A 1590-nucleotide genomic window follows, 5' to 3' on the forward strand; every position below is an offset into this window, starting at 1 on the left:
AAGGCAGTGTATTTCCTCAAATTCACTGCCATGAACGCGAAGCCCATTTCATTTTTCACCTTCTCGTTTCCCCTTACGGAGAATCGGGTGAACGCCAAATTAGCCTTCAAGAATCCGAAGACTGGCTCTACATCAATCTTTCGCTTGCCGTAGATTTCACCCGTTTTCTCTTCTGAAAGCTTTTCTCGAATATAGGCTTTTTGGTTCTCCCATGTTTCATTAATATACAGTCTCCGGTTATTTCCTTCTTTCGCTTTTGTACACTGGGCACGCAGTGGGCAACCAGAGCAATTTTCACATTCATAAGCTTTGAAATGACGTATGAATCCGTATCTATCTTTTCTTGTTGAAGGATGACAGAACGAGAGCGTGCGATCGTTCGGACAAGTAAATGTATCTGTTTCCTCATCATAAGCCCAATTAGCTGTATTCAAAGGGTTATTCTTAACCTTCTTTTTCTTCTCTTTACGATATTGGTTGTAGGTGATCAAAGGAGTGCGATCTCTATTATTCACAACATCCATGTAGTTCTGTTCACTGCCATAGCCGGCATCCGCTACAATATATTCGGGCAGTTCGAAGAAGTCTTTTTCGATTGTATCTAGGAAAGGAATGAAGGTGCGTGTATCCGTCGGATTTGGAAAAATATCATAAGCAAGCGCATACTGGCCTTCGCTTGCCAGTTGCACATTGTAGCCGGCCTTGAGCTGGCCATTTTTCATATGGTCGTCTTTCATGCGCATAAAGGTGGCGTCATGGTCCGTCTTAGAATAGCTGTTTCGGCCGTCGAAAATCTGCATATCTAAACGGTACTTCTCTTTGCGTTGTAAAAAATCTTGGAACTGTTTGCGATACTGCTTTGGTTCCTTGCGCTTTGAGCGTAGCTCTTTTCGTACAGAAGCATCCTCACTTGCTTCAATTTTCTCATCATATGCCTGGACTGTTTTATCTAGGTTTTCAATAATGCTGGATAGCTCTTGTTCAGAAAGTTCGTCCGAACTTTCCCTTTCTAGCTCTGGGATAATCTCTTTTTCCAGAAGTTCTTCGTACATACGATTCGACCGTTCCACCAAACTGGCACTGTATCCTTCGACCGACTTTCTCCAGACGAATGTGTACTTGTTTGCGTTCGCCTCAAGTTTCGTTCCATCTATAAAAATGGCTTCTTCCTCAATTTGTTTCTCCTCAACCAGTTTACAGCGGAACTGTACAAAGCACTGACGCAACAGTTCATTCACCTCAGGATGAACCCGGAAACGATTGATCGTACGATAGCTTGGCTCATAGCCCTGGGCCAGCCACATCATACGCACACTGTCCTTCAGCAGCCCTTCTATCTTTCTTCCGGAGAACACAGACTGGGTATAAGCACACAGAATAATCTTCAACATCATGCGCGGATGGTACGCTGGGCAGCCTGTTGCACGCAAAAAGCCTGCGAAGGCTTCTTCAGGAATCGACTCCGTGAGCGCATTCACAGCGTAAGCAATATCATTTTTCTGCAATTTCATCTCCATATCGAGCGGTAAAACAACCTGATTTATGTTATAATTTTTAAACATAAGGGCACCTCCGAAAAAGTTATTGGGT

General features: G+C 43.6%; 1 protein-coding gene. It reads right to left on the reverse strand.

Annotated elements, in window-relative coordinates; translation table 11 throughout:
• The coding region (locus ASE01S_RS15320; RefSeq protein ID WP_067844428.1) for an IS1182 family transposase at window positions 1-1562 on the reverse strand (1562 nt) is incomplete at its 3' end.
• Window positions 1563-1590 lie beyond the last annotated feature (28 nt).

The organism is Amphibacillus sediminis NBRC 103570, assembly GCF_001552275.1.
GTDB lineage: Bacteria > Bacillota > Bacilli > Bacillales > Amphibacillaceae > Amphibacillus_B > Amphibacillus_B sediminis.